This window comes from Candidatus Tisiphia endosymbiont of Stenodema calcarata (genome assembly GCF_964030695.1).
Lineage (GTDB): Bacteria > Pseudomonadota > Alphaproteobacteria > Rickettsiales > Rickettsiaceae > Tisiphia.
On sequence record NZ_OZ034911.1, the window covers coordinates 112082 to 133572 of the forward strand.

General features: G+C 32.2%; 20 protein-coding genes. 9 read left to right on the top strand and 11 right to left on the bottom strand.

Annotated features, from left to right (window positions below; translation table 11 throughout):
- Positions 1-132 precede the first annotated feature (132 nt).
- Positions 133-426 carry a hypothetical protein gene (locus ACQH1W_RS00595; RefSeq protein WP_341761466.1) on the top strand — a complete coding sequence of 98 codons (294 nt, stop codon included), beginning with the start codon at positions 133-135 and terminating at the stop codon, positions 424-426.
- 85 nt (positions 427-511) lie between these two features.
- Here ACQH1W_RS00595 and pheT read toward each other — a convergent pair whose 3' ends face one another.
- Positions 512-2893 carry a phenylalanine--tRNA ligase subunit beta gene (pheT, locus tag ACQH1W_RS00600; protein WP_425361059.1) on the bottom strand — a complete coding sequence of 794 codons (2382 nt, stop codon included), beginning with the start codon at positions 2891-2893 and terminating at the stop codon, positions 512-514.
- Positions 2890-3939 (bottom strand): phenylalanine--tRNA ligase subunit alpha, encoded by a 1050-nt coding sequence (gene pheS, locus ACQH1W_RS00605; RefSeq protein WP_341763022.1) that lies wholly within the window; start codon positions 3937-3939, stop codon positions 2890-2892. The genes pheT and pheS overlap by 4 nt, the downstream gene beginning before the upstream one ends.
- A gap of 299 nt (positions 3940-4238) precedes the next feature.
- Between pheS and ACQH1W_RS00610 the strand changes: the two genes are divergently transcribed.
- Positions 4239-4832, top strand: a complete 594-nt coding sequence (locus ACQH1W_RS00610) for an ankyrin repeat domain-containing protein (protein ID WP_375332523.1) — start codon at positions 4239-4241, stop codon at positions 4830-4832.
- A gap of 260 nt (positions 4833-5092) precedes the next feature.
- Here ACQH1W_RS00610 and ACQH1W_RS00615 read toward each other — a convergent pair whose 3' ends face one another.
- Positions 5093-5344 carry a palindromic element RPE1 domain-containing protein gene (locus ACQH1W_RS00615; RefSeq protein WP_341763026.1) on the bottom strand — a complete coding sequence of 84 codons (252 nt, stop codon included), beginning with the start codon at positions 5342-5344 and terminating at the stop codon, positions 5093-5095.
- A 35-nt stretch (positions 5345-5379) separates the two neighbouring features.
- On the opposite strand from ACQH1W_RS00615, the gene ACQH1W_RS00620 reads away from it, so the two are divergent.
- The 4 genes from ACQH1W_RS00620 (at position 5380) to ACQH1W_RS00635 (ending at position 9208) form a co-directional block, all read left to right on the top strand.
- Positions 5380-6468: an LptF/LptG family permease gene (locus ACQH1W_RS00620; protein ID WP_341763027.1), complete on the top strand. Its 1089-nt coding sequence runs from the start codon at positions 5380-5382 to the stop codon at positions 6466-6468.
- A 34-nt stretch (positions 6469-6502) separates the two neighbouring features.
- Entirely contained in the window at positions 6503-7543 is a 1041-nt protein-coding gene (locus ACQH1W_RS00625; protein ID WP_341751642.1) for a rod shape-determining protein, read from the top strand.
- 3 nt (positions 7544-7546) lie between these two features.
- Positions 7547-8383, top strand: a complete 837-nt coding sequence (mreC, locus tag ACQH1W_RS00630) for a rod shape-determining protein MreC (protein WP_425361060.1) — start codon at positions 7547-7549, stop codon at positions 8381-8383.
- 165 nt (positions 8384-8548) lie between these two features.
- The gene (locus ACQH1W_RS00635) at positions 8549-9208 is read left to right on the top strand and encodes a 7-carboxy-7-deazaguanine synthase QueE (protein ID WP_425361193.1); all 660 of its coding nucleotides are present in this window, start codon (positions 8549-8551) and stop codon (positions 9206-9208) included.
- Between the two features lie 63 nt (positions 9209-9271).
- Here ACQH1W_RS00635 and ACQH1W_RS00640 read toward each other — a convergent pair whose 3' ends face one another.
- The 5 genes from ACQH1W_RS00640 to ACQH1W_RS00660 form a co-directional block, all read right to left on the bottom strand.
- Positions 9272-10117: a PDDEXK nuclease domain-containing protein gene (locus ACQH1W_RS00640; protein ID WP_375332522.1), complete on the bottom strand. Its 846-nt coding sequence runs from the start codon at positions 10115-10117 to the stop codon at positions 9272-9274.
- 18 nt (positions 10118-10135) lie between these two features.
- Positions 10136-10501 carry a DUF1016 N-terminal domain-containing protein gene (locus ACQH1W_RS00645; RefSeq protein WP_375332521.1) on the bottom strand — a complete coding sequence of 122 codons (366 nt, stop codon included), beginning with the start codon at positions 10499-10501 and terminating at the stop codon, positions 10136-10138.
- A gap of 34 nt (positions 10502-10535) precedes the next feature.
- The gene (locus ACQH1W_RS00650; protein ID WP_375332520.1) at positions 10536-10979 is read right to left on the bottom strand and encodes a PH domain-containing protein; all 444 of its coding nucleotides are present in this window, start codon (positions 10977-10979) and stop codon (positions 10536-10538) included.
- Between the two features lie 207 nt (positions 10980-11186).
- Positions 11187-11990 (bottom strand): tetratricopeptide repeat protein, encoded by an 804-nt coding sequence (locus ACQH1W_RS00655; RefSeq protein WP_425361061.1) that lies wholly within the window; start codon positions 11988-11990, stop codon positions 11187-11189.
- A gap of 112 nt (positions 11991-12102) precedes the next feature.
- Complete coding sequence (locus ACQH1W_RS00660; RefSeq protein ID WP_375332518.1) at positions 12103-12705, bottom strand: hypothetical protein; 603 nt, start codon at positions 12703-12705, stop codon at positions 12103-12105.
- Positions 12706-12854: 149 nt separating this feature from the next.
- Here ACQH1W_RS00660 and ACQH1W_RS00665 point away from each other — a divergent pair, with 149 nt between their 5' ends.
- Positions 12855-13679 (top strand): DUF2608 domain-containing protein, encoded by an 825-nt coding sequence (locus ACQH1W_RS00665; protein WP_375332517.1) that lies wholly within the window; start codon positions 12855-12857, stop codon positions 13677-13679.
- Positions 13680-13871: 192 nt separating this feature from the next.
- Here ACQH1W_RS00665 and ACQH1W_RS00670 read toward each other — a convergent pair whose 3' ends face one another.
- The 3 genes from ACQH1W_RS00670 to ACQH1W_RS00680 form a co-directional block, all read right to left on the bottom strand.
- Positions 13872-14885, bottom strand: a complete 1014-nt coding sequence (locus ACQH1W_RS00670) for a DUF2608 domain-containing protein (protein ID WP_375332516.1) — start codon at positions 14883-14885, stop codon at positions 13872-13874.
- A 122-nt stretch (positions 14886-15007) separates the two neighbouring features.
- Positions 15008-17434 (bottom strand): DNA topoisomerase (ATP-hydrolyzing) subunit B, encoded by a 2427-nt coding sequence (gene gyrB / locus ACQH1W_RS00675; RefSeq protein ID WP_375332515.1) that lies wholly within the window; start codon positions 17432-17434, stop codon positions 15008-15010.
- 290 nt (positions 17435-17724) lie between these two features.
- The gene (locus ACQH1W_RS00680) at positions 17725-18978 is read right to left on the bottom strand and encodes a hypothetical protein (protein WP_375332514.1); all 1254 of its coding nucleotides are present in this window, start codon (positions 18976-18978) and stop codon (positions 17725-17727) included.
- 261 nt (positions 18979-19239) lie between these two features.
- Here ACQH1W_RS00680 and ACQH1W_RS00685 point away from each other — a divergent pair, with 261 nt between their 5' ends.
- Entirely contained in the window at positions 19240-20589 is a 1350-nt protein-coding gene (locus tag ACQH1W_RS00685) for a TolC family outer membrane protein (protein WP_375332513.1), read from the top strand.
- Complete coding sequence (locus tag ACQH1W_RS00690; RefSeq protein ID WP_375332512.1) at positions 20589-21128, top strand: DUF2497 domain-containing protein; 540 nt, start codon at positions 20589-20591, stop codon at positions 21126-21128. Before ACQH1W_RS00685 ends, ACQH1W_RS00690 begins: the two co-directional genes overlap by 1 nt.
- The last annotated feature ends 363 nt before the right edge of the window (positions 21129-21491 follow it).

The window sequence follows — 21491 nt, forward strand, 5'->3', positions numbered from 1 at the left end:
ATCTTCGAGAGGGAGAAGTGCTTGAAGAGGCAGGAAAGTAAGGTTTACAAGAATTCTGCGATAAATTTGTAGTCATGTAAATGATATTTTTTACTTGACATGGCTAGAATAAGAAGGGTATGAATCTTATTCATGTATATTACAACTGTCCTAAATAGAAATTCTCGTCCTGCAATATTGCTTCGTACCTCTTATCGCGAAGACGGGAAAGTATTAAATAAAACCCTAGCTAACTTAACTAACTGGGATGATTTACGCATTGAGGCTTTTAAGAAATGTAATAAGCACTTACGCAATTTTTATGACCACTTAATTGCTAAACATAAAGCAGCAAAAGTTGCTCTTGTTGTTGTTATGTGCAAATTACTAGCTTTTATGCACTCTATTGTCAAAAATAATTCTTCTTACAATGAAAATTTATGTTAAGTTACTATTTTTTATTGACTTCCATTACGGATGTTTAGGTTACTTTAGCATTTTTTGGATATATATTTAGTCTGAAAGTAGAAGTTTATTCTCTCAACTTACCTTGGAATTTCTCATAAACAATTGTAACAATTTCTTGACTTAATAAATTTAGGTCTGCTTCATTTAGTGTACGATCATCTGCTTGGAATTGTACTTTAATTGCCATTGATTTCTTACCTGATGGTAGTTTATCTCCTGAATAAATATCAAATATATCAACTGATTTTATTATTTTTTTATTAGAATTCTTTATATAAGTCATCATCTCGCCAACCGGCTGTTCTAGATCAACTACAAAAGCATAATCTCTAAAAGTTGGCTGGTAGTCGGAAACAATAAACTCATCTCTTTTAGCAAACTTTGCTTTAGCAAATGGTATATTGGCAATATTTATTTCAAAGGCAAATATCTCGCAATCAATATCAAAATGCTTTAATATAGATGGATGAATTTGTCCAAAATATGCTATGGCATTTTTACCAAGTTTTATAATACTTGATTTTGTCGGATGGTAATACGGTAACTCAGTTGGACAAAATTGGCACTTATCAATCGATAAGCCAGTATAATTTAAAACATTTTCTAGGTCAGATTTAATATCAAAAACATCTACTAAGCGAGCTTCAGAATGACAATCTTTCACATGATATTGTCCACATCTTACTGCAGAAGCAAAAACTAACTCACCATCAGATTTACAAGAGTTAAAGATTGATCCTATTTCCATCAAGGCAATTTCTCTAATTGATCTTGCTAAATTTTTTTGAACTAATTTAAGTAAATTTGCAATGAGACCAGGTCGCATATAATTATTATCTACACTAATAGGATTTAGTAGAAATAATTCCTCTTTTATTGGAGCAAATAATTTTGCAACGTTACTATCCATGAATGAGTTTGTTACAACTTCATCATACCCGCAAGTGGCTAAAATTCTTTTAATATCAGAAATTCTTCTTTGCTCTTTAGGTATAATCCTTGTTAGTTGCATTTCTGGTAATTTAATCGAGTCTAACTTGTCATAACCATAAATACGAACAATTTCTTCAACAATATCTTCTTTGATTGCTATGTCATACCGCCAAGAAGGTATGCTAAGTTTTAGAGTATCACCTATATCTACTATACCACAGCCAAGTTTCTCTAAAATATTACAAATCTCTATCTTATTTAAGCTCAGACCGGTTATTTTAGCTAGACAATCTACAGGGAATTCCACGAATCTTTGAGCAAAGGAGATATCCCCATTATACACTATATCAGAAATTTCACCCCCACAAATAGATAAAATCATTTTACTTGCAATATTTAAGGCTTTTAAGGTAAATGCTTGATCAATATTACGTTCAAAACGATATCTAGAATCAGTATCAATCTGTAGAGATCTACCAGTTTTAGTAATATATTTAGCAGAAAAACACGCCGCTTCTAGCAAGATATTTTGCGTCTCAAGCTCACTTTTGCTACTATCACCTCCTATAATACCAGCAAGAGTAAGTACTTGCCTATCATCTTGAATTACCAAAGACCCTTCATCTAAATCATATTCTTTGCCATTTAAAGCTAGAAATTTAGTTTTTTCTTTAAGTAATGTAATTTGCAGCTTATCTGATAATTTACTTCTATCGTAAGCATGCATTGGTTGCCCGAAACTATACGATATATAGTTAGTGACGTCCACTAGGGCTGAAACCGGTTTTAGCCCAATATTTTGCAATAATTGCTTTAACCAATCAGGGCTTGTCTTGTTTTGTAAATTTCTTATTTCCCGAAAGCAGAATAATGGACATGCTTCTTTATTTTCTATCTCTAAAGCCAAAATAGATTTAAATTCTCCGGCAATTGATGGTACTTCTAATTCTTTAAGCGTACCAATACCCTTGCTAGCTAGGTCTCTAGCTATACCATAGACGCCAAGAGCATCACCACGATTTGGGGTAACGTTAATGTCAAAAACTGGGTCATCATACCCATAATATTGTATAAATGGCTCTCCTATTTTAGCATCGGGCATCAATTCTATTATACCATCAGAATTAGTACCCACTAATAGTTCTTCTTCAGAACATAACATTCCACAACTTTTTTCTCCTCGTATTACCGACTCTTTAATTTTAAATTTACCATTAGGGATTTCACAACCTATTTTTGCCAGTACTACTTTAATATTTTCCCTAGCATTACTTGCTCCGCAAACTATCTGTAAAATACCTTCGCTAGTTTGGACGTCACATATTTTTAGCTTGTCCGCCGATGGGTGAGGTTTAGTAGCTAGTATATGAGCTACTTCAAAATCCTTTAGTTCCGTCCTTCTGTCTATTATTTCTTCTACTTCAAGGCCAAGCATAGTTAAACATTCAGCAATTTCCTCAACAGATCTCTCGGTATCTAGGAATTTTTTTAACCAAGATAAAGTAAATTTCATCTTGTTAATCCTCCAGCTAGACTTGGCAAGTCAAAAGCAGAGAAGTTATAGTGTTTTAACCATCTTATATCTCCTTCAAAAAATTGTCTGAGATCCTTGATACCGTATTTTAACATAGCAAAACGCTCAACACCTAGACCAAAGGCAAAGCCTTGATAGAGATCACTATCTATATTAACATTTTTAAGAACATTTGGATGAACCATACCACAACCAAGCACCTCAAGCCATTTATTGCTACCCTGCATCTTAATATCCACTTCTGCCGATGGCTCAGTAAACGGGAAAAAACTTGGTCTAAAACGTATGTCAATATTTGTTTGTTCAAAGAAATCTTTGATAAATTCAGTGATAACATATTTTAAATGTCCCATATTGATATTTTCATCGATCACCAACCCTTCAATCTGATGGAACATTGGTGTATGTGTTATATCGGAATCAGACCTATAAGTTCTACCAGGAGCAATAAACCTAAAAGGCGGTTTACCATTTTGCATCGTCCTGATTTGTATCGGTGAAGTATGAGTACGTAACAATAGGGGATGTTCTGCCTCTTTTGCCTTTAGATAGAAAGTATCGTGCATCTGCCTTGCGGGGTGATCTTCATAAAAATTTAGGGCAGTAAAATTATACCAATCATTTTCAATAGTTGAACCATACTCAATTGTTAACCCAAATTTTGCAAATATTTGAATTAATTCTTCGGTAGCTTGGGTAATGGGGTGTATGCTCCCCTTCTTATACTGCCGGGTTGGAATTGTTAAATCTGTCTTCTCTTCAGCAAATCGTTTATTTAATTCAATTTCCTCCAAGGCTGCTTGTTTTGCTTCTAGCAAATTACTAATCTGTTCTTTAAGCAGATTAACTGCCTCGCCTAACTTTTTGCGATCATTTTGCTCAAGACTACCAAGCTTTCTCATTTCTTGATTAAGTAAGCTTTGTTTCCCAAGAAACTCCACCCTAATTTGTTGCAACTCTGATAGAGCTTGAGTTGATTCTATTCTGCTTTGTGCAGATTTTAATATTTGGTTTAGATGATTCATAACAAGTTAATAATAATATCGAGCCATAAATATTAGACTAAATTTTATTATATCTCTAGATTAATTAGAAGCAAATGTCAATAACATGTTATTGCAGGGCTGCCTCTTGTTTATGTTATTATATAATGCTTAGCATTTTGGTGCTACTTTTGAGAATTTTGTTATGCTCATGGCATCATAATGTCCAAAATTTAAGGTTTTACGATTCTCGCTAGACCACGATTTACAAATGTGATAAAACCCTTGATTTTTTATTAATATTCCTATATAATTCATAGAACTAACTTAATATTATATTTATGCCTGACACACAACGATTATCAGAATCTGAAAACGAAAGCTTTGTTAGCTTAATTCGTAATAAAAACTTCAATGCTCTTGAAAAATTTATTAATTCTAAAGGATCGATTGATACAAATCAATCGGTGCTTGATACGACTTACCAATCCTTTTTGCAAGTGGCTGTTATATATGGTTCATATGAGATTTTAGAGCTATTACTCCAAAAGTGTTATTATGACTTAAAGCGTCAAGATGCAAATGGTAATACTGTTTATCATTATGCGGCAGATTTAAATAAAAATAATGAATTGGCTCTACTGATCAGACACGACCAAAAATCTGCTCTTATACCTAATAAAGAAAATATTACCCCGTACGATATTACTAAAGCTCGTGGTAATGATATTGGATGCAAATTACTTTCAGATTCCGTTGCACCTTTAACAATCATAGGCAAGGTTGCTGTAATTAATTTGTATGGAAATGTTAACAGTCTGGACATTCCTAAAACAATTATCAATGATATTAATGAAGTACCGCAAGATAATAATACTTTGAAATACTCACTCAAGATTACAGGAGATGTAACATTTCCTATTCCTGAGGTTTAAATGGAGATAAAAAACTATATGACTAGTTGTAGCAGCTCGCTTTTATCGGTAACAAGTAACCCAAATTAAATGACTTTATTAAAAATACAGTCTAGCTCGATTTAATTGACTCTCAAAATTTCTTGGCTCACATTATAATTGATTCTATATTTTCCTTCGGCTCACTTTATTTGGCCCTAATTACTCCCACAATACTTACTGAATTTAACTTTAAAAAATAATAATCTTATAATTATTTCGTAGTTTATACAGCTAGATGATTAGATAAAAATGCTCGTTATTTTTATAATAGACCTCTTTCGAAACTCTACTTCTGCTGGTGATTTGTACGTCGATGCGGTACTCGAATCCTCACGTACATCTGAGTACGCTGCGGTTCTGCGTTCCGCGTCTCCTTCAAATCCCTCAGCATAAGCGAGTTTCGAAAGAGGTCTAATAAAAATCACATTGAACTTTTGTATCAAATGTAATATACTGCTAGTAAATGAAGAGTTGATAGACGATAGAATCAAAATCATCCACTACGGTCACCAATTTTTATTTTTAAATGATTAATTTTAAAACTCTTTCAATTTACTTACTCAGGCTATATTGTGGCTATTTCATCGGTATATTGCTTCTGATTATCGGGGTTTTAATTCTTTCAAATATCTTTGACCTTTTGCAAAAATTTAAAGCTGTATATATTCCAACACATTTTTTTTGGAAACTTGTATTATATAAAATACCTTATTTAGTTAATGAAGTAGCTTCTCTTCTTAGCTTCATTGCGATGTTATTTTTTCTAAAAAGACTAACTAAACATAACGAACTAATAACTATTTTATGCAATGGTATACATATTTGGAGGGTTATTGCTGTTCCAGTTTTTGCAGCGGTGATTTTTGGTATAATACTAATAACTATATGTAACCCTATTGGTACATTTGGTTTACAAAAATATGAATCTTTAGAAGCAAAATTGAGTAAAAAGACATCTAATAATTTTATAATATCAAAATCTGGTTTACTATTTTTTGAGAATTATCAAGGCAATAAAAGAATTATTCAGGCTGGGTCTATTGATGTAGTGAACAATAAGTTAAATAAGATTATTATATTATTTTTAGATGACAAAAATAATTTCTTAAAAAGAATTGATGGGGAATATGCTATTTTAGTTGATAATAATTTAAAACTAACTTCTGTAAAAATTTCGGATAACTATAATGTCAAACAATATGAGCATTTTACCGTTTCAACAAATTTATCAATAAGTAACTTACTAAATAGTTTTATAAATCCTGAGATGATTGCTATTTGGGATTTACCAGATATAATTAAACATTTAGTAGAATTTGGTTTGCCAATAACTAACTATCAAGTTTATTTCTATAAACAGTTATTTAAGCCTATAATTATGGCTACCACAGTGATTTTAGCAGCCTGCTTTTTTAGTCTCAAGCAACGTGATAATTCTCAAGAAAAAATCTTAGTAATTGGCTTATTTCTAGGTTTTATTATTTATTTCCTATTAGAGATTTTGTTTAAAATACTCGCATATAATGCAACCCCCCCTTTCTTAGCTATTTTATTGCCAAATATATGTATATTATTTTTCAGTAATTTTGTTATTATGCATTCTAAAGAAACCTGATGCGTTAAAATGATTTGATTTTGGAGAAATAAAAATGTTAACAAACTTTTTCAGGAAATTTGTATGTGATATGGCCATAGATCTTGGTACGGCTAATACTTTAGTGTATGTCAAAGGCAAAGGAATCGTACTTAACGAACCTTCTGTAGTTGCATTGATTAAAGTGGACGGAGCATTTAAGCCATACGCATTTGGTCAGGAAGCAAAAAATATGTTAGGACGTACCCCAACAGACATTGAAGCAAAAAGACCACTAAAAGATGGTGTTATAGCCGACTTTAAGGGAGCTGAAGAAATGATAAAATATTTCATCAGAACAGTACATAATCGTAGATCATTTACTGGTCCAATGATTATAATTTGTGTACCCTCAGGTTCTACACCAGTTGAGCGTAGAGCTATTCAAGAAGCAGCAGAGAGTGCAGGAGGTAGAGATGTATACCTTATAGAAGAACCTATGGCAGCAGCAATTGGTGCTGGCTTACCAGTAACAGAAGCAACTGGTTCAATGATTGTTGATGTAGGCGGAGGAACAACAGAAGTAGCAGTCCTATCATTAGGTGGTATTGTGTATGCTAGGTCAGTACGGGTAGGTGGCGATAAAATGGATGAGTCTATTATTTCTTATATTAGAAGGCATTATAATTTACTAATCGGTGAAGCTACAGCAGAAAAAATCAAAAAGCAGATTGGGGCTGCTTACGTAGATGATAGTTTAGAACCAAGAGTAATGGAAATTAAAGGACGGGATTTAATCCATGGTATCCCTAAAGAAATGCTACTAAACGAAAGACAAATTGCTGACAGTCTAATTGAACCAATTAGTCAAATTGTAGAAGCAGTAAAAGTGGCGTTGGAATGCACTCCTCCAGAGCTTTCATCCGATATTGTAGATACGGGAATTGTTATGACTGGTGGTGGGGCATTACTCCGAAACTTAGATCATGTCCTAAAAGAAGCAACTAAACTGCCGGTAATTATTGCTGATCAAGCACTATCATGCGTAGCTCTTGGTACGGGAAAAGTACTAGAAGATTTTCAAAAATTTAAGCATGTGTTATTTAAACAAGATTAACCAATGGCATTACTTGCAAACAGAATAAAGCGTTCTAGTAAAATAGTAGAGTTTGCTAGATTTATACTTGTTACTTTGAGACGTGGTTTCGTTTTATTTTTTGTTATCGCCTCACTTTACTTATTTATTGCTGCTCCAAAAAGATTTTCTTCTATTTCTCTTGAAGTCGTTGGACATGTTATTTTTGGTGGATTGCTAATTCATGAAAACATATTTAAGCAAATTAATTTAATAACCCAAAATTTTATTTATTTACGAGACTTAGCAAGAGAAAATATCGAACTACAATTAGAAGTGGCAAGACTAAGAAAGTTACATAGTAATATATATTTGATCCAATCTGAGAATAAAGAACTAAAAAAACTACTATCAGTTGTAGAAGAAGAACAATATAACTATGTCAGTGCTAAATTACTAAGTGTTTCATTAAACCCTTTCAGTAAAACTGCTTTAGTGTCAGCTGGAGTGAGACATGGTGTAGAAGTTGATCAGATAGTTACCAACAGTGAAGGATTAGTTGGGCGAGTAATACAAGTAAGCAACAATTACTCTAAAATAATTTTAGTTAATGACGTAAACTCTCGAATCCCGATCACTACCGTATCTTCAAAAGAAAAAGGCATCATGAGCGGTTATGGTAATGGTAGCAAAATACTCTATTTACCAAAAACTCATCTTGTCCAAAAAGGCGAAAAAGTTATAACATCTGGTTATGGTAATATTTATCCTTACGGCATAACGGTAGGTTACGTAAAAAAAGCAAATGCAGAAAAGGTTCTTGTAAAGCCTGTAGTTGACTTATCAAAAACTGAGTTTGTTAGTATATTGCTTCCTCAATGAATCTAATAATCGGCTTTTATACTGCTATGATTTCAAGAGTTGATAGACGAAGAGGTCAATTTCAAGAAGAGCTAGGCAGTAGCAAAGTCGAGTAGCTAGGCGTACATGAGTAACGGAGCAGCTGAAATCTTTAGACACAACGACCTTATTCTACCTGAGTATATTATGTTTGGACAAAATCCTAAAAGACCAGCCATATTTAATGATGGAACTAGTCTAGAAATTAAGAGTATTTTTAAGACTATTCAGGGAGAAGGCTCTTTTATAGGTATGCCTGCTGTTTTTATTAGGCTTGGTGGATGCAATCTTGCTTGTAATTTCTGTGATACAGACTTTGAAGATTTTAATATGTTAACCATTAACAATATTATCGAAGAAGTTGAAAAACTTACGATTAATATCAAATTAGTGGTTATAACTGGTGGTGAGCCTTTTCGTCAACCTATAGAATTATTGTGCTATAAATTAGTAGATTTGGACTATATGGTGCAAATTGAAACTAATGGCACATTATATCGTAATCTTCCAGATAAAGTCCATATAGTTTGTTCACCAAAAGCTGGGAAAAATGGTTATGCACTATTGAGAGATGACTTACTATCTCATATTAATGCCCTAAAATTTTTGGTGGCTAAAAATATCCCCAAATACTCTAACATACCAGAAGTAGGACAAAGCAAGTATAATATACCAGTATTTATTCAGCCTATGGATCAAAATAATCTGTTGCTAAATAAAGAAAATGAACGGTTAGCTATTGATTTGGCCATTAAGTATGGTCATCGCCTTTCCTTACAAACTCATAAGATTTTGGGTATTGAGTGATTATATATTAGATATCTTTGGCAAACTCGTTTATGCTGAAGAATTTAAAGAAGCCACGGAATCTTAACCCGCAGCAGACGATGATGTACGTGAGGAGCAGAGTACCGGTAGCACGAATAAATTACCAGCAGAAGTAGCAGCCAAGAATATAACAGCTGATAACCAACTAAGTAGAATAGTTAGGTTCAAACATACGGAGTTTATGGGCATAAAGTTGAGATACGCTTCCTCTTGATTAATAACATTCATATTTACTACTGCTTTTTGGTCATATCGATTTTTTGCTTGTAGGACTATTTCCTGAATTTTTTTCTCAAAGACCTTAATAGGTGGCAATTCGGTCCAGTATTCTGCTACATGTATGCCACTTGCTGATACATCCAAAAGCTCAATTTGAGCATGTGATTTTTCAGTGCAAAGAATAATACCAATTGGTGGGTTTTCTCCTTCAAAGATCTCATACTTTTTAAGCCAATTTATATAAAGCTCCATTTGCCCTTTATATTCTGCCTTAAATTTGCCAGTTTTGAGTTCAATCGCTACTAACCTTTTGAGTTTCCGATTATACATAAGTAAATCTAAGTAAAAATGCTCATTATCTATGGTCATTCGCTTTTGACGTGCAACAAATGAAAATCCTGTACCAAGCTCTAAAATAAATTGTTCAATTTGCTGCAAAATAGCACTTTCTAGATCACTTTCATAAGGTGCATCCGGCAAATTTAAAAATTCCAATATGTATGGGTCTTTTAACACTAACTCTGGAACTAATTCATTATTTGATTTTAATAACGACAAGATTTGTCCACTATGTTTTTCAGATTGCTTGGATAACTCGCTTCTTTCATAAGTCATTTTATGGATGCTAGTGCGAAGTTGCCGTACACTCCAACCATCTTGAATACACATATATGCGTAGAATTCTCTTTAGTTTTGTTCTTTCAACGGCAATAATTCTATTATATGACTCCAGCTTAATTGTTGCGACAGTGTCGAACTAATATCTATATTTGAAAAATGATCGTAAAACTGGATCATCCTTACAAGTGATACACGAGAAAAACTCTTGCCATGCTCTAGAGATAAATGTTGTGCTAAAAATTGAACAATTTGCTTTCCATACTCTGCTCTTTGATCTTTTAAGATTTCTTCCTTAATTCTCTTACCTATGTGCCAATATACCATAGTCATCTCAGAGTTTGCTACTCTTACTACTCGGCTTTTGGCTTGAATAATCAGAAATTTTATATCCTCTATCAAAGAATTATGGTCATTCGTTATTATTTGGTTCATTTGTTTTTCCTATCATTGCATATGGTTATTTTAATTATGATTTCTTATGCTCAGCTATTCTTGCTTGAATCAGCTCGTAAACTCTATGGGGATTTTTTAGACTATAAAATGTTACACCAGCTTGATTCATAGTTGCGTTACTAATCATTGAAACAGCACCCAATCCACAAATACGTTGTAAGACACCACATGTTAAACTTAGTTCTTTTATATCTTCGTACTTAATATCTACCCTTGTATAATTAATAAAACTATTAATATATGAAACTTTATCTGCCCCAATTAAAAAATCTGTACAATGATATTCTAACGCTATAGCTCCAAATAATATAAAAGGTACTAGAATTAATAAAGTGAGGATAAGTGTATTGACATCTGATATATATAAAATTTTAAGAATACACATATAAGGAATACAAATTAGTATTCCATACATACCATAATACCTAAAATCTAATATAAGCTTAATTTGTTTCATATATTATTCGCTCCCATATTGATGTTTATTTACATATTACTAACCATCATACCCTAAAACTAAACATTTAGTGAAGTTACAGGAAATAAGATATAACTTTACAATCGTAATTGGGGTAAGGCTAAAAATAGCAACCCATCCTTAGTAAGTTGTTTAAAACCTGATCCTTAGTCCTAGGCCTATATAAATCATACAGCTTAGATCCCCTTAATGATTTTTGGCCCACAAATCCATGTTATATTGTTTGCAATATTCAAACATATCAATTGTATTAGGGTGGTGTATGCCAAACTCCTTAATTTGCGGTTTACCAAAAAATTTATAATTATATATATCTTTTGATTTACAGGCAGCTTTTGCCCCTTTGTTATATAATTCACTTACTTGAGCAACATTTTTACTTCTAGTTCCATATAAATAATGATATATAACAAACGCTTTTTTATAAGATTCTATAGCTTGCTTAAGCTGATCTTGAGCAAACAAACTATCACCTTGTACTACATAACTAGCTGCTAAGCTAGGATTTTTAGAATAATTTGTTTTTTCCGGATTGTTGTTTTCATCTGCTAAAAATATGGGAATAGCTTTATTAATGTATTCAGAAGCTTTATCTATTTTACCTAAACCTAATTCACTTCTTGCCATTTCTGTATAAATATCTGCAAATATTTCATTATCTTCATTCTTTATGGGCTTATGTATATAATATAACTGTTGAGCTTGAGCATAAGCTTCTTGATATCTACCAAGGGAATTCAATATCTTTGTTCTAGGCATATAAGCTCCAGTAAAGTATGGGTCATTAATATGCGATCCATTTTTTATAAATAGTTCGATAATTTTATCTTCACCCTCTAAAGCTTCCTTATATTTGCCTTGCATATTAAATAATGCACTTTTTAAAGAATATATTATAGATAGATCAGCTTCTTGTATTGTTCTTTGTTTTACTAATTTTTCTATCTTTTTAAGAAATTCTTCAGCAAGTTTTATCTCTCCTAAAAACATATAAGATCCAGATATATGAGATATAAAATTAAATTTGAGAGAATAAGTAGATTCATCATCATCAAGTTTACCTAAAATCTTTAATGATTTAATAAGATAAGAAATCGCTGTTTCAAAATTTCTTAATATTATTGTTATTTTTATTGTCTAATAAGTTATTAGCTAAAGCTACAATAGTAGGGTGATCGAGTAGTGGCATGGCTATAATGTTATGTAACTTTTCATTATCTTGCGAGCAAAACACTACATGACCATTATGTTCCCAATCGATTAAATCTTGTACTTTTTTATTTTCATTAACTTTTAAATTATCAAACACCAATAACCATTTAGTAGTAGTAGTTAAATATGATATTATTTCTTTTTTTGTTAAAGTAACTTCTTCAGATATATTAGTTCGTTTAACCATATTGAGTTGTTTGGCTAATTTCACAAATTGTTCATCAAAATCAAGGTTACAATCAAAAAACCAAATAAGATCATAATTATTTTTATTCTCATAACCATACATCCTAATCAGTTGAGTTTTACCTATACCGCTAGTACCCACTATACTTGCTTGTCTATATTTATTTAAATATTCATCAAGAATTCTAAGTTGTTGCTCATGATTGACAAAATAACTAACTGGAGTGATTAAATTAGATACTTGTTCTTGAGCAAAAGTATTACTATAAATAATTAGTAATATGAATAATGTTAGAAATTTTTTCATATAATGAAACTGTTGAAAAAGAAATTATGCCCTAACGGTACGTATAAAACATATTATTACGAATAATTATAAAGAATAAGCAAAAATAACTCAACTTAAGTTTGAATATTAATAATAATCATCATTAAAAATATGAATAGAGAATTTTTATGAGAAAAATTTTAATAATTCTAATTTTGCAATTTATCGTAATAGAAGCATTTGCAAGTATTGAAAGAATAAAGCTACATTCTTTTGATAATTTAGTTGATCAAATTAAAAATGACACAATAAAAGGTAAAGATGCGCTAATTGTATTTGATATTGATGGAGTTATTCTTTGTCCTAAGGACAGCTATTTAAGCCATAATAATCGTGAAGTACGTCATAAATTTCTTGATGACATTGAAAAATCACAAGGTCTAGCTCAGAGAAAAAATATATATGCACTTATTGCTGCTCAGATGGAATATAAGCTAATTGAACCAAGCTTAATGAAACACTTTTTGTTTCTAAAGTTCAATGGTTACAACGTTATTGCCTTAACATCAATGGGACCAAATAATCCATATTTTGATCAGGAACAAGATCGTGTTGATATGCTTAAAGATAAAGGATTATTGTTTGATAAAAGATATCACGGTCAAATAAAAAGTGATAAACAAAAAAGACCCCAGCCAAAAGCCATTGAGGGAGTTATTTTTGCAAGAGGATATGAAAAGGGATTAGTTCTCAAGGCATACCTTGATCAACAACATACTGCCTATAGCAAGATAGTGGTGATAGACGATAAACCTCAAAATTTAGATTCTATTGAAAAACACCTAAAAAATCAGATTGGTAAAATAGTGCTAGTAGAATATAGCTATGATAAATTTGTAGAACAAAAATTTACAAACAATATTTCTACTTTGCAGCAAAATTTTCTTAAAACTCAATCTATTTGGTTAAGTGATAAACAAGCCTCAGTTTTATTACAAATGAGGAATAAATAAAGCCAAAGTTGAATAATGTAAAGAAAAATTAGGTTAAATGTGAATTGTAAAATTAGCCTTTGTGAATATTTCTAAGTAGGAGCAAAAAAGTGTAATTTTCGGACAAAAAATCACTATCAGAGGACATAAATATTGTACAAAATGCCTTGAGTAAGAGAGAGGTGGTTAACTAGAATTGAAATTTGATCCCTTTTAATCAGAATTTCGGATGGATCTCATCTTCAGTCGAGCTTGTGCCTCATCGTCACTCAGCCATATATGCTCTTGGGATAATACTTGAAACTGTTTATCTGCTATATCCTGATTTAATACCTCATTTTTATCTTTGAGTTCAGTATAATGAATACCTAGATAATTAATTTGAGGATATTTATCTTTAAGTACATTTTGCACTGAAATTAGATTTTTCAAGTGGTCATCGACAAAAATGATATTTTTGTAATTTTTATTTAATTGCTCCAAGAAACCTAAAAGCACTTTCCCTTTATCTGTTTTGTTCGTGAATATAACACGAGAGATACATTTAGGAAAGTCCTCCTTTAATAAATCACCATTATCTTTAAAATGATATCCAAGAGACTTTAAGCGTGATAAATGAAGTTGTGCTTCATTCTGAACGATACCATAGTTCCCACTGCTGTTGGCCGTAAACCCAACAATAGTCATTTTTTGAGCATCAAGTTCGTTAACAAAATTTGGCATGTCTGGAGAAAGCAATTCAACCTTAATAGAAGACAAAATCTGACTAGTTAAATACTCAGCCATCGGTACTTTACGCCCATTAAGTGCAATCTCTTTTCCTTGGAAATCTTTAAAGATGGCTTTGAGGTGTTTTGAGCGATAATTGTCTTTTTCGCCCACATATCTCAACACGCTATCCCGTGGGACAAACAGCACATAATCGAGGTCAAATAAAATAAGAGTGTTTTCGCCATCAAATTGAGAAGTATATGTTTTAATCTCGTTAACCGAAGATGCTTGTACAATTTGAGCATTTGCTTCAAAAGCGAAAAAGCCCATGAACACCATAAATGCAATCTTGATATACTCAAATAATTTGAAGAATTGGAGCGTAAAACAAGAGGCGAGCGGACTAGGCGTAGTAAACCATTGTTTGTACGCGAATTCTCCACAAGTATTTGCAAAAGCCAATTCTTTAAAGCAGAAGAGTATACCCAATTTAATTTGGTTCAAGTAATTTTTCATCGTTACACAACCTATCTTGATGATGTCTATTTTTAGTCACCATTTGGATGAATGGTATCCCAATACACTTCTACTTCTTGCTATAAAAACTTAGTTAACCTTTAAGGGAGTGCCTATGAGTTTTAAACATCTAAATTAACTACATTCAAAGCATTTGCTTGAATGAATTGTCTTCTAGGTTCAACAATATCTCCCATTAATGTTGAAAAAATCACCTCGGCACTATCTTGTTCATGTACTTTAACTTGCAGTAAAGTTCTTTTTTGTGGATCTAATGTTGTCTCTCCTAACTGATCAGAATTCATCTCTCCAAGACCTTTAAAACGTTGAATAGATATACCTTTTTTACCATGTTCTAATATATAATTCAGCAAGATACTAGGTAACGTAATCATAAATTCCTGATTTTTGATCAACAACTTTGCTTGTCCAATAAATAAATTTACAAGTGGGGTAAATGCTTTAGCTAGCTGAATAAATTCAAAAGACTCAAGCTGTTCTTTTGATAAAATTTTACTTTCTTTTACCCCCCGAACAAAACGGAAAAATTCTATATTATTTGCGTTAACTATAAACTGCCAATCTGTCTTATCAGGTGTAATATCACCAAGATTTAAAATATTTAAAGCCTGATTTATTTCATTTGTTTTATTTTCATCAAATATTTGATTACCTAATAAATCTTTTATAGCTAGACATTCTGCAATTTGCCGATTAAATTTTTTGCTTACTTGGTCAAGTAACGTAGTGAACCTAATAACCGCCTTTATTACCCCCTCAAGATCATTACCAATGATCTCTGCCCCATTATACAACATAATTGTTGCATCACTAATAGTAGATTTGATTAAATAATCTTGCAGAGCTTGTTCATTTTTTAAGTAAAGCTCGTTATTACCTTTTTTTATTTTATATAAAGGCGGCTGAGCTATATATAGATATCCTTTATCAATTAATTGACGCATATGCCGGTAAAAGAAAGTAAGTAATAAGGTTCTGATATGCGAACCATCAACATCAGCATCAGTCATAATAATTATTTTATGATATCTTAACTTCTCCAAAGAAAACTCTTCATTACCAATAGCAGTGCCAAGAGCTGTTATTAGAGTCCCTACTTGCTCAGAGTTTAACATTTTATCAAATCTAGCTCTTTCAACGTTTAAGATTTTACCTCGCAGTGGTAAAATTGCTTGAAATTTCCTATCTCTACCCTGCTTTGCTGTACCACCGGCAGAATCTCCTTCCACAATAAATAACTCTGAAAGAGCAGGGTCTTTCTCTTGACAATCAGCAAGTTTTCCAGGTAAGTTAGAAATTTCGAGAGCCGATTTCCGACGAGTTAATTCCCTTGCTCTTTTTGCTGCTTCTCTAGCAGTTGCAGCTTCAATAATTTTATTAATAATTATTTTTGCGTCACTAGGATGTTCTTCAAACCATTCCAAAATCTTAGTATATACGGCACTTTCTACGATAGGTCGAACTTCAGAACTAACTAATTTATCTTTAGTTTGTGAAGAAAACTTAGGGTCTGGTACTTTTACTGATAAAATACATGAGAGACCTTCTCTCGTATCATCACCAGTGAAATTTACTTTATTTTTTTTGTTAAGCTGAGTATTCTCAATATAAGTTGTGACAACTCTAGTAAGAGCGGCTTTAAAGGCAATAAGGTGCGTACCACCATCACGCTGCCTTATATTATTGGTAAAACATAAAATATTTTCATGATATGAATCATTCCAATTCATAGCTAGTTCGAAAGTAATCCCTGTTGCTTGGTTATTGGTATTGAGTGCTATACATTTATGTAATGAGGTTTTGGCTCTATCAACATACTTGACATAAGCTTCTACACCACCAGTGAAGCAGAATTCTACTTCCTGTTGTTCAGAAAAACGATGATCCTTTAATAATATCCTTACACCGGAATTTAAAAAGGCTAGTTCTCTAAGTCTATGCTCTACAGTAGCAAAATTAAATTCGATCGTACTAAAAGTTGTAACAGATGGAAGAAAAGTAATTTCAGTACCATTCTTCTCTGATGAATCTCCTTTCAGTAACAATGGTACTTCAGTAGCACCATCTCTGAATTTTATAAAATACTCCTTATTAGCCCGCCAAATTTTAAGTTCTAACCATTCTGACAGAGCATTTACCACAGATACACCAACACCATGTAATCCACCAGATATTTTATAAGAATTCTGATCAAACTTGCCTCCAGCATGCAGTTGAGTCATAATAACCTCAGCTGCTGATATGCCTTCTTCATGAATATCAACAGGTATCCCACGTCCATTATCACGCACTGTTACAGATCCGTTTGCATTTAGTATTATTTCAATTAAGTTACAATAACCAGCTAAAGCTTCATCGATTGCGTTATCAACAACCTCATAAATCATATGATGTAATCCTGAACCATCGTCAGTATCACCAATATACATACCGGGTCTTTTTTTTACTGCCTCAAGACCTTTTAAAACTTTGATGGAGTCAGCTCCATATTCTAATTCTGCTATTGATTGTTGTTGATTAGTTGACATATTATAACTGCTCGTAAATGAAGAGTTGGGGGTAGACGAAGGTCAACTTCAAGAAGAGCTAGGAGTGTCAAAGTCGAGCTACTAGGCGTACATTAGTACGTGAGCAGCTTCGATCTTTAGACACGACGACGCCAATTCTTGAAGTTCACCGAGTATACATAAAATGAAAGATAAAGAATAACTATACACCAAAATTACAGCAAGTGTATAGTTTTCAAGTAGTTTACCCCAATTTTGGATAAGAATTAGTTAATTCTTATCCCTAATTCGCGTGTAGTTTGTTAAAAATGTTACCTTTTTCGTACTACACCTTGGTTTTTACTACTACTATTTTCAAGGACTACTTTCATAGCATTTCCTACTTGTAATAGTTCAGACAACGATTCTAACGGGGTTCTTAACGATGTAAGGTTTTTCAAAAAATATGCTGGTAGAATATTTTTTGTCTTATCCTTAACTAAATTCGCAAAAGATGTGGTGATTTTTTCCCTGTCAGGTATTAATTTGACTGTTTCTTGTATTTTTGACTCAATAATCAATATATTTTTGGCTGCTTTTTGGCAATATCCTAACTTCTCAAGAATGCTTTTATTGGGATCTAATGCAGCAATGAGGTTTTCTTTTATGTGAGATAATTCGGTTTCAATTGATTTTTTTAGATCTTTTCCTTGATTAGGTATATTCCCAAGGATTTTAGTCATACCTTTACGTAGAAGGTCAACACCTCCCATTATATCATCCTTAGTATGAGGGATTTCTTCAGATAAGTCAATAAGTTTTTTAAAAGATTTTTTTTCTTTTGGATCTTGTACAACCAATTTATTAATTTTCTTAAAAGAGTCAATATCTAACCCTAATTCTGCTACAGCTACAGGTGACACCCCTGCTATTTCTGTGATTTCAACAATCTGCGTAGCTTTGGAATATTTTTCTTTAAGGTTTGTACTTTTTTCTATTTCGGTTCGTTTTTCTCTAACTATTTCTAGTTTTTCTTGCCAATTCTCTACTGTCTTAGTTAGATTTTCAGTACTGAGAAAAGATTTTACTGAGTCTAATAAGCCACTTCCCTTGAGTATTAAACCAACTACAGGCATTTGTACAGCTATTATACCAACTAATAAATTACCTAAATAATCAACTATATCTTTTGACGCTCCAGGATACAAGTTATCTAGTTTATTTTGAAACTCCAAAATACTTTCAAGAACTTTTATTATTAGCTCAATGAAAGCATCTTCAAAGAATAATATCTCTTCCTTTACCTGTTGCTGTTCATCAAGGTACTTTTCTAATTCATCTAAAGAATTACCTACTGTTTCTCTGAATGATTCAGCTATTTCTCGCTCCCTTTGTTGATCTTCTGAATCTAGAAATATGTTATATATATAGTCAACTCTTTTTTTAATAGCTCTTAAGTTCCTAGGAAACGTTTTGAGTGTTTTCATAGAATCAAACTTTAACTGTTCTATAGCACTAGCAATAGAAGCATTTGATAAGATAGTGGGTAAAGCGACTTTTGAAAGGAAAGAGTATATGTTAGGCATAATAGATAATTGAATTATATTAAAATTTTTAAATTATTACTCAAAATAATACAAATAAAAACTACACTTTAAAACTGTTATATTGCTCTGACAGTTAGTTTTTGATATGTTATAGCTACTTGATTTGATCTGATTAAATATTTTTTAGCTATACGTGCTAGCTTTATCACAACAAATCAAGTTTTAGATCAAGAATACCTTTAACTTCTTGCATAAGCTAGCAAAATTTTTTAACATAAACATATTTTTAGAAAACCAATTATGCATAAATTCCTATACTTCGCCGTTATCATTTTACTAAACTATTCAGTTTATGCTGTTAACTTATCTGATGCTCTAACTAGTGCGTATAATAATAATGGTGAGTTACAAATCAATAGGCAGATTTTTTTAAATGAAATTGAACAGTTCTCTGCAGCTTTCTCAGGTTTTATGCCCAGTGCGTCTTATAATATTGATTCTGCTATTAATACGAATAAACCGAATAGTCAATATGCTACTTCTACTAAAAAAGAACTAAAATCACAACAGGGAGCTTTAGTAATAGAGCAGCCTATATTTAGTGGTGGGAGTAGTGTTGCAACTTTGAAAGCCGCCCAATCAGCTTTTAGAGCATCACGTGCTAAATATTATGCAGAAGAACAAAAAATTCTTCTTAACCTAATAAAAACTTATCTCGATTGTTATGAAACAAAAGAAAAATATGAGATTTCTGAAATTAGTGTAAAAGCTAACAAACAGCAATTAGAAACCATTGAAGAAAAACTAAAATTAGGTGAGGCAACATCAATAGATTTAGCTAGTGCCAAAGCTGGTCTTGCAAAAGCTGAAACTGAGAAGTTAACAGCATATGCTAATTATCAAGCAACAAAAGCAAGCTTTATTCGAATGTTCGGTATAGAAGCAAGTGATATTGATATGCCTCCTATACCTGATAACTTACCTACTTCATTAGAGGATTTAATGCAAAGAGCGATAAATGTTAATCCTAACATAGATAGTACAAGACATAGTGTTAAAAGTTATAAAGCTAGTGAACTGGCAGCAAAAGCTGAACTTTTACCCAAGGTAAGCTTTAAAGTTCAATCTGGTAAAACCCATTACACTCCAGAAAGCCTATATAATACCAATAATAGAAGTACTACATCTACATTATCAGTTAATATACCTATTTATTCTCACGGGGGTAGCGAATATTCAAGAATTAGGAAAGCTAAAAATAGTACTAGGAGTGCAGCTATTCAACTTGATGATACAATAAAACAAATTCGGGCAAGTGCTATTGGTAGTTGGGAAGGATTTGAAGCAGCAAAGTCTAAAATTATTGCCACATCACAAGGTGTAGAAGCTGCTCAAATAGCTTACGATGGGACAATACAAGAAGAAATTGTTGGTTCTAAAACAATCTTAGACGTTTTAACTGCTGAAGAAAAATTACATAGTGCTAGGGTGTCAAAAGTTGATGCACACAGAGACTCTATTTTAGCAGCTTACCAAATGAAATCTTTAATTGGGGAATTGACAGCAAAAAGCTTAAAATTGAAAGTTAAATATTTTATTCCTGAAGATGAGTTTAAAGGACTCAAGAAGAAACTTATTATAGGTTTTTAATGAGTAAAGATCATAAAAAAAACCAAGATATGTCAGTTGAAGAGATATTGAAATCAATTAAAGGAATGATTGATAGTCGTGGTATAGTCAATTCAGCAGGATTGGGTAGCAAGAGAGATGGAGCGACGCCTATATGCAATAGGCGAGCGATCGAAGACAACGCTACCGACCTCTCCTCAATTGACTATAGTAATCAATCTAACGATGATGAAATACTAGAATTGACAAATATAGTAGGGGATGAGGCAAATAAGTTAGAAAATAATAGGCATAGTGAACTAGAAGAGGAACTATTGCAGACATCCTTGGTATCCGATAAATCTGCAGCAGAAACTACTAAGATTTTCCAGCATTTCTCTAAAACAGCTCAGGAGATTAGTACAAATGCTTCGAACCCTACGGTCAAAACATTAGAGGATATAATTATTGAAATGTTACGACCACAATTGAGTCAATGGTTAAATAAAAACTTACCTTTATTAGTAAAACAGTTGGTAGAAAAAGAAATTCAAAAATTAATACCAAATGATAAAAAATGACTTAGTGGAGGATATCATTTGTGTTAGTCTTATTTTAACAGGGTAATTTAAAAGTCGGGCTATATTTGATAAATAGGGGATAGAGTTCTTAATACACCTTCGGTGTCATTCCCGCGTAGGCATTGCCAACATAACTGTTGAAAGTTAAAAGATCGTCATTGCGAGCGAACGTACGTGAGCGTGGCAATCCATAAAGCTTGTCATATAGATTGCTTCGTCGACCTACGGTCTCCTCGCTAATAGACGATCTTTTAACTTTCAACAGTTGTGGGGATGTTACTTAGGCTATTTATCGTTTTTGATTACTTAGGTTCTTATATCATGATTTAAAGATATAAGAACCTAGTATAATAAATTTAACGT

Bases quoted from the DNA above. Each gene is read 5' to 3' on its own strand.
- ACQH1W_RS00635 (WP_425361193.1), top strand. From the start codon at position 8,549: ATGTTTGGACAAAATCCTAAAAGACCAGCCATATTTAATGATGGAACT.
- ACQH1W_RS00655 (WP_425361061.1), bottom strand. From the start codon at position 11,990: ATGTTTTTAGGAGAGATAAAACTTGCTGAAGAATTTCTTAAAAAGATA.
- ACQH1W_RS00595 (WP_341761466.1), top strand. From the start codon at position 133: ATGTATATTACAACTGTCCTAAATAGAAATTCTCGTCCTGCAATATTG.
- ACQH1W_RS00645 (WP_375332521.1), bottom strand. From the start codon at position 10,501: ATGAACCAAATAATAACGAATGACCATAATTCTTTGATAGAGGATATA.
- ACQH1W_RS00640 (WP_375332522.1), bottom strand. From the start codon at position 10,117: ATGTGTATTCAAGATGGTTGGAGTGTACGGCAACTTCGCACTAGCATC.
- ACQH1W_RS00690 (WP_375332512.1), top strand. From the start codon at position 20,589: ATGAGTAAAGATCATAAAAAAAACCAAGATATGTCAGTTGAAGAGATA.
- ACQH1W_RS00660 (WP_375332518.1), bottom strand. From the start codon at position 12,705: ATGAAAAAATTTCTAACATTATTCATATTACTAATTATTTATAGTAAT.
- gyrB (WP_375332515.1), bottom strand. From the start codon at position 17,434: ATGTCAACTAATCAACAACAATCAATAGCAGAATTAGAATATGGAGCT.
- ACQH1W_RS00685 (WP_375332513.1), top strand. From the start codon at position 19,240: ATGCATAAATTCCTATACTTCGCCGTTATCATTTTACTAAACTATTCA.
- ACQH1W_RS00670 (WP_375332516.1), bottom strand. From the start codon at position 14,885: ATGAAAAATTACTTGAACCAAATTAAATTGGGTATACTCTTCTGCTTT.
- pheT (WP_425361059.1), bottom strand. From the start codon at position 2,893: ATGAAATTTACTTTATCTTGGTTAAAAAAATTCCTAGATACCGAGAGA.
- ACQH1W_RS00665 (WP_375332517.1), top strand. From the start codon at position 12,855: ATGAGAAAAATTTTAATAATTCTAATTTTGCAATTTATCGTAATAGAA.
- ACQH1W_RS00650 (WP_375332520.1), bottom strand. From the start codon at position 10,979: ATGAAACAAATTAAGCTTATATTAGATTTTAGGTATTATGGTATGTAT.
- mreC (WP_425361060.1), top strand. From the start codon at position 7,547: ATGGCATTACTTGCAAACAGAATAAAGCGTTCTAGTAAAATAGTAGAG.
- pheS (WP_341763022.1), bottom strand. From the start codon at position 3,939: ATGAATCATCTAAACCAAATATTAAAATCTGCACAAAGCAGAATAGAA.
- ACQH1W_RS00625 (WP_341751642.1), top strand. From the start codon at position 6,503: ATGTTAACAAACTTTTTCAGGAAATTTGTATGTGATATGGCCATAGAT.
- ACQH1W_RS00680 (WP_375332514.1), bottom strand. From the start codon at position 18,978: ATGCCTAACATATACTCTTTCCTTTCAAAAGTCGCTTTACCCACTATC.
- ACQH1W_RS00620 (WP_341763027.1), top strand. From the start codon at position 5,380: ATGATTAATTTTAAAACTCTTTCAATTTACTTACTCAGGCTATATTGT.
- ACQH1W_RS00610 (WP_375332523.1), top strand. From the start codon at position 4,239: ATGCCTGACACACAACGATTATCAGAATCTGAAAACGAAAGCTTTGTT.